This is a genomic window from Shewanella sp., assembly GCF_047975355.1.
Lineage (GTDB): Bacteria > Pseudomonadota > Gammaproteobacteria > Enterobacterales > Shewanellaceae > Shewanella.
Window position 1 is genome coordinate 101838 of record NZ_JBKEDJ010000040.1, and the last position, 6000, is coordinate 107837.

The following is a 6000-nucleotide window of genomic DNA, read 5'->3' on the forward strand; positions in this document are numbered from 1 at the left end:
GTATGACATGGTCAACTTATGTTACCATGTCGAACCTATGTGGTCGTTTTGCTGCCGCTGCGTGTGCAAATATTAGGCTTAATTATTGAAATCTAAACGGGTAACTGAATGATATTTCAACGAACTGTTCAAAAAATGGTGAAAGCTACCGGAGTCGGTTTGCACTCTGGGAACAAGGTCACCTTGAGCATTATGCCCGCACCAGTCAATACAGGGATCGTACTTGTGCGTACCGATATGAGTCCTGCCGTTGCTATTCCAGCAAAGGCGGAACAAGTTCGCGAAACCACTATGTGCACGGCACTTGTCAATGATGAAGGTATTCGTATTTCGACTATTGAGCATCTGTTTGCAGCCCTAGCTGGTTTAGGCATTGATAACGCCGTAATCGAAGTGGACGCGCCTGAAATCCCAATCATGGATGGCAGTGCGAGCCCATTTGTCTTCTTACTTCAGTCTGCAGGTATTAAAGAGCAGACTGCACCTAAGAAGTACTTAAAGATTAAACGCCCAGTGCGTGTTGAAGACGGTGATAAGTGGGCCGAGCTGAAGCCATTCAAAGGCTTTAGAGTCAACTTCAAGATTGACTTTGCTCACCCAGAAATTGCTCGCAGTCAACAGCATGTGGTGATGGACTTCTCTACTTCTGCTTTTGTTAAAGACATCAGCCGTGCCCGTACTTTTGGTTTTATGCGTGATATTGAGTATCTGCGTGCGAACAACCTAGCATTAGGTGGCAGCATGGAAAACGCGGTTGTACTTGATGAATATCGCGTCCTCAACCCCGACGGCCTGCGTTATGAGGATGAGTTCGTTAAGCACAAAATTTTAGATGCGTTTGGTGATCTCTACGTGGCAGGACACGCCATTCTTGGTGAGTTTACTGCCTATAAAACGGGTCATGCACTGAATAACCAATTAGTGCGAGCCTTATTGGCGCAGCAGGATGCGTGGGAGCTGGTGAGCTTTGAGAAAGAAGCCGATGTTCCCGTCAGCTTTACTGTGCCAGGTGGCGCGGTTTACGCTTAATAGCGCTTGATGTTTACTTATTACGGCTGGCCAATGTGGCCAGCCGTTTTAGTTTTTCGCCTAGTGTTCCGCTCACATTTTCTGCAAGCGCAGCAATATGTTCTGCCGCAGCTGGACTGAGTTGCTTGTGCGCCTGTTTCGGCTTTGCGTCATACAATGCTAATCTCGGGTTGACTTTAACTTCAATTGCGGTAAGGATTGGGAGCGTTTCTGCTTGAAGCTGCGCTAGTAGTTTCGGCTTTTGGAAATTAATCCGTGCAGCCCATGCTGCCGAAGTGGTTTCAACCACAAGAACACCCTGGCGGAAATTGGCGACTTTCAGCTGCTCCGCAACAGGACCTGCGACAATCTGCTTCACGTGCTGATCCAGATATAAAAGTAGTTCCGCTTTCTCAGCTATATCGGGCAATGTGCCTGACTGGTGTAGTAATTGGCTGAGATCCTGAGGGGGCTTTTTCATATGATAATAAGATGGCTGAATTAGGCTATGAGTGTAACAGTATTTATTCAAGGTCGGAATGGCGTCACGCGCTGGCAACCCAGTAAACGCTGGTTGCTCCTTCCCATGCTATTGTTGGCTACTGGTGCCGGTATTTATCAACACAACTCTGCTAAATTTGAAAATCAGCAAGCCAGTGTCGATAACGATCGGATCCAACGCGAACAACAAAAGAAGCAAGTCTTAGAACTAAAGAGTGCCACAGAGTCACAGCTAGCCATGCTGGCGACCCATGTTGCACGCATGCAAGCCAAAATCACCCGTCTCGAGGCCTTAGGTCAACAAGTCGCTAAACAAAACAAATTGGATGAAGACTTTGATTTCTCCTCTGAAGTGGGTGTGGGTGGCTTGAGCGAATTAGGCTCGAATATCGAACTTGGTCAGCTTATCGATGATATGGATAAACTGGCGTCACGAATTGACAACAATAATGTTCAACTATCACTACTTGAAACAGTGTCATCTAACCACCATATAGATGCTGAACGTTATGTATCAGGGCTCCCACTCGATAAAGGTTGGTTATCGTCGCCCTACGGATTACGTAATGACCCTTTTAACGGTCGTCGAACCATGCATAAAGGGATCGATTTTACCGGTCGAGAAGGGGCTAAAGTTGTCGCGACTGCTGCAGGCGTGGTGACTTGGGCTGGGAATATGTTTGGCTATGGCGAATTGGTCGAAATCGACCATGGTAACGGTTTACGTACTCGCTATGGTCATAATAAAGCTTTGTCAGTAGCTGTAGGTGATGTGGTCGCGAAAGGTGAAACCATCGCCAGTATGGGAAGCACTGGGCGCTCAACAGGGGCTCACGTGCATTATGAAGTGTTGCGTGGCGGACAGCAGATAGATCCACAGAAGTTTGTCTACCGCAAGGCAGGTTAATTGAAACATTGGCTTCTAGTTTCCATCATGGACTTGGCCTACAGAAAATAAGTGATTCAGATGTTTGGTAAATTACTGACAAAAGTATTTGGTAGTCGCAACGACCGTACCCTCAAAGGGTTACAAAAAGTAGTTAATAAGATTAATGCGCTTGAAGCCGATTATGAAAAATTAACCGATGAACAGCTTAAAGCGAAAACCGCCGAGTTTCGCGAGCGTTTAGCGGCCGGAGCGTCGTTAGAGAGCATTATGGCGGAAGCCTTCGCGACCGTGCGTGAAGCATCGAAGCGTGTGTTCGAAATGCGTCACTTCGACGTGCAGTTACTCGGTGGTATGGTGCTCGACAGTAACCGCATCGCCGAAATGCGTACCGGTGAAGGTAAAACTTTAACCGCGACTCTGCCTGCCTATTTAAATGCCCTAACGGGTAAAGGTGTGCACGTCATTACCGTCAACGATTATTTGGCTCGTCGTGACGCGGAGAATAACCGCCCACTGTTCGAATTCTTAGGCTTAACTGTCGGCATTAACGTCGCAGGTTTGGGTCAGCAGGCGAAAAAAGACGCCTACAACGCTGATATTACCTATGGTACCAACAACGAATTTGGTTTCGACTATCTGCGCGACAACATGGCGTTCTCGCCACAAGAGCGTGTTCAACGTCCATTGCACTATGCTCTGATCGACGAGGTCGACTCAATCCTTATCGACGAAGCTCGTACGCCACTGATTATCTCTGGTGCTGCGGAAGACAGCTCTGAGCTATATATCAAGATCAACACCTTAATCCCAAGTCTTATCCGTCAAGATAAAGAAGACTCAGAAGAGTATGTGGGTGAGGGTGACTACAGCATCGATGAAAAAGCCAAACAAGTGCACTTCACCGAGCGTGGGCAAGAGAAGGTTGAGAACCTGTTGATTGAGCGCGGCATGTTAGCCGAAGGCGACTCACTCTATTCAGCGGCCAACATTTCTCTGCTGCACCATGTGAACGCCGCACTGCGTGCGCATACCCTGTTTGAGCGTGACGTTGACTATATCGTTCAAGATGGCGAAGTGATCATCGTTGACGAACACACTGGCCGTACTATGCCAGGTCGTCGCTGGTCAGAAGGTTTACACCAAGCCGTTGAAGCCAAAGAAGGCGTTCGTATTCAAAACGAAAACCAAACCCTGGCATCGATTACCTTCCAAAACTACTTCCGTTTATATGAGAAGTTAGCGGGTATGACAGGTACTGCCGATACCGAAGCGTTTGAGTTCCAACACATCTATGGTCTAGATACTGTGGTTGTGCCAACCAACCGTCCTATGGTGCGTAAGGATATGGCGGATTTGGTTTACCTCACCGCCAATGAAAAATACCAAGCGATCATTAAAGACATCAAAGATTGCCGTGAACGTGGCCAACCTGTCCTAGTGGGTACAGTGTCTATCGAACAGTCTGAGCTGTTAGCGCGCTTAATGGTGAAGGAGAAGATCCCGCACCAAGTGCTTAACGCTAAGTTCCACGAAAAAGAAGCCGAAATTGTTGCCCAAGCGGGTCGTACTGGCGCTGTGACTATTGCTACTAACATGGCGGGTCGTGGTACCGACATTGTGTTAGGCGGCAACTGGAATATGGAAATCGAAGCCCTCGAGAATCCAACCGCTGAGCAAAAAGCTAAAATTAAGGCCGACTGGCAAGAGCGCCACGATGCCGTGGTCGCCGCCGGTGGTTTACACATTTTAGGTACTGAGCGCCACGAATCTCGCCGTATCGACAACCAGCTACGTGGTCGTGCGGGTCGTCAAGGTGACGCGGGTTCTTCACGTTTTTACCTTTCTATGGAAGATAGCTTAATGCGTATCTTCGCCTCGGATCGTGTCTCAGGCATGATGAAGAAACTGGGGATGGAAGAAGGTGAAGCGATCGAACATCCATGGGTTTCCCGTGCGATTGAAAACGCACAACGTAAAGTGGAAGCGCGTAACTTTGATATCCGTAAGCAACTGCTCGAATTTGACGACGTCGCAAACGACCAGCGTCAAGTGGTTTACGCACAGCGCAACGAGTTAATGGATGCCGAAAGCATCGAAGACACCATTAAAAACATCCAAGACGATGTGATCAGTGCGGTGATTGACCAATACATTCCACCACAATCAGTGGAGGAGTTATGGGATGTTCCTGGTTTAGAGCAACGTTTACAGCAAGAATTTATGCTGAAACTGCCAATCCAAGAATGGCTGGATAAAGAAGACGACTTACACGAAGAAACATTGCGTGAGCGTATCATCACTTCTTGGTCTGATGCATATAAAGCAAAAGAAGAAATGGTCGGTGCGCCAGTACTGCGCCAGTTCGAAAAAGCCGTCATGCTACAAACCCTCGATGGTCTGTGGAAAGAACACTTAGCGGCAATGGATCACTTACGCCAAGGTATCCACTTACGTGGTTACGCGCAGAAGAATCCAAAGCAAGAATATAAGCGCGAGTCGTTCGAACTGTTCCAACAATTACTGTCGACCTTAAAGCATGATGTCATTAGCGTGCTATCTAAGGTACAAGTACAAGCACAGTCAGACGTAGAAGAGATGGAAGCGCGTCGTCGTGAAGAAGATGCCAAGATCCAACGCGACTATCAACATGCAGCAGCCGAAGCCTTAGTCGGTGGAGATGATGGTAGCGACGAGATGATGGCTCACACGCCAATGATCCGCGATGGCGATAAAGTGGGTCGTAACGATCCTTGTCCTTGTGGCTCAGGCCGTAAGTATAAGCAGTGTCACGGCAAGCTAAGTTAATTCAATCCGTGAACTCATTCTAAAAGGCGACTGTGATAGTCGCCTTTTTCATACCTGCAGCTTAACAAGTGCTTTAACTCTCCACCGACGATAAAACCCTTCGGCTATAAATTCTAACGAGTTCAGCTGCACTAAAATTAATCGCTTTTATCTGTTTTGTGGATAAGTTTGAGGATAAATAGTGGGTATTTTGTGACTAACTGAAACTATTGAAAAAAGATCAAAAAAACCGAAAAAAGCCCTTGCACAAAAAGTTCTGCTGCCTATAATGCGCATCCACTGACACGGCGGACAGCGATACGCAATTTCAAGTGCCAGTTCATCGAGTGATTCACTCCTCGATGAGCGAAAAGAAAGTTTCAAAAACTACTTGACGCAAAAACGGGAATGCGTAGAATACGCAGCCCTGACCCGCTGAAATCACTTGTGATAAGGCGATGGTCAACGCTCTTTAACAATTTATCAAGCAAATCTGTGTGGACACTCACAGGTGTTGAGTTAATCGAAATTACTCTGCCGTTTGGCGAGTAATCAAAATTTAAATCAATGAATGAGTGTTCATAGCAATATGTACAGTTTGTTTTGACTTTCGAGTTGAAACGACAAATCAGAATTCATTGAGTCGAACCTTAGGGTTCACAAAACTTTTAATTGAAGAGTTTGATCATGGCTCAGATTGAACGCTGGCGGCAGGCCTAACACATGCAAGTCGAGCGGCAGCACAAGGGAGTTTACTTCTGAGGTGGCGAGCGGCGGACGGGTGAGTAATGCCTAGGGATCTGCCCAGTCGAGGGGGA

General features: G+C 47.2%; 4 protein-coding genes and 1 rRNA gene. 4 read left to right on the forward strand and 1 reads right to left on the reverse strand.

Annotated elements, in window-relative coordinates:
- Positions 1-108: 108 nt before the first annotated feature.
- Positions 109-1029: a UDP-3-O-acyl-N-acetylglucosamine deacetylase gene (gene lpxC, locus ACK5NH_RS12415; RefSeq protein WP_374923586.1), complete on the forward strand. Its 921-nt coding sequence runs from the start codon at positions 109-111 to the stop codon at positions 1027-1029.
- Between the two features lie 13 nt (positions 1030-1042).
- On the opposite strand, the gene ACK5NH_RS12420 is transcribed toward lpxC, so the two are convergent.
- Positions 1043-1489: a DUF721 domain-containing protein gene (locus ACK5NH_RS12420; protein WP_011718492.1), complete on the reverse strand. Its 447-nt coding sequence runs from the start codon at positions 1487-1489 to the stop codon at positions 1043-1045.
- A 27-nt stretch (positions 1490-1516) separates the two neighbouring features.
- Here ACK5NH_RS12420 and ACK5NH_RS12425 point away from each other — a divergent pair, with 27 nt between their 5' ends.
- The 3 genes from ACK5NH_RS12425 to ACK5NH_RS12435 all read left to right on the forward strand — a co-directional run.
- Positions 1517-2416 carry a M23 family metallopeptidase gene (locus ACK5NH_RS12425; protein WP_011624932.1) on the forward strand — a complete coding sequence of 300 codons (900 nt, stop codon included), beginning with the start codon at positions 1517-1519 and terminating at the stop codon, positions 2414-2416.
- Positions 2417-2476: 60 nt separating this feature from the next.
- Positions 2477-5203: a preprotein translocase subunit SecA gene (gene secA / locus ACK5NH_RS12430; RefSeq protein WP_011718491.1), complete on the forward strand. Its 2727-nt coding sequence runs from the start codon at positions 2477-2479 to the stop codon at positions 5201-5203.
- 648 nt (positions 5204-5851) lie between these two features.
- Positions 5852-6000, forward strand: a 16S ribosomal RNA gene (locus ACK5NH_RS12435); the annotation flags it as partial.

What these genes read in the sequence shown, in the direction of transcription:
- ACK5NH_RS12420 (WP_011718492.1), bottom strand. Translation starts at nt 1,489, where the DNA reads ATGAAAAAGCCCCCTCAGGATCTCAGCCAATTACTACACCAGTCAGGC.
- ACK5NH_RS12425 (WP_011624932.1), top strand. Translation starts at nt 1,517, where the DNA reads ATGAGTGTAACAGTATTTATTCAAGGTCGGAATGGCGTCACGCGCTGG.
- lpxC (WP_374923586.1), top strand. Translation starts at nt 109, where the DNA reads ATGATATTTCAACGAACTGTTCAAAAAATGGTGAAAGCTACCGGAGTC.
- secA (WP_011718491.1), top strand. Translation starts at nt 2,477, where the DNA reads ATGTTTGGTAAATTACTGACAAAAGTATTTGGTAGTCGCAACGACCGT.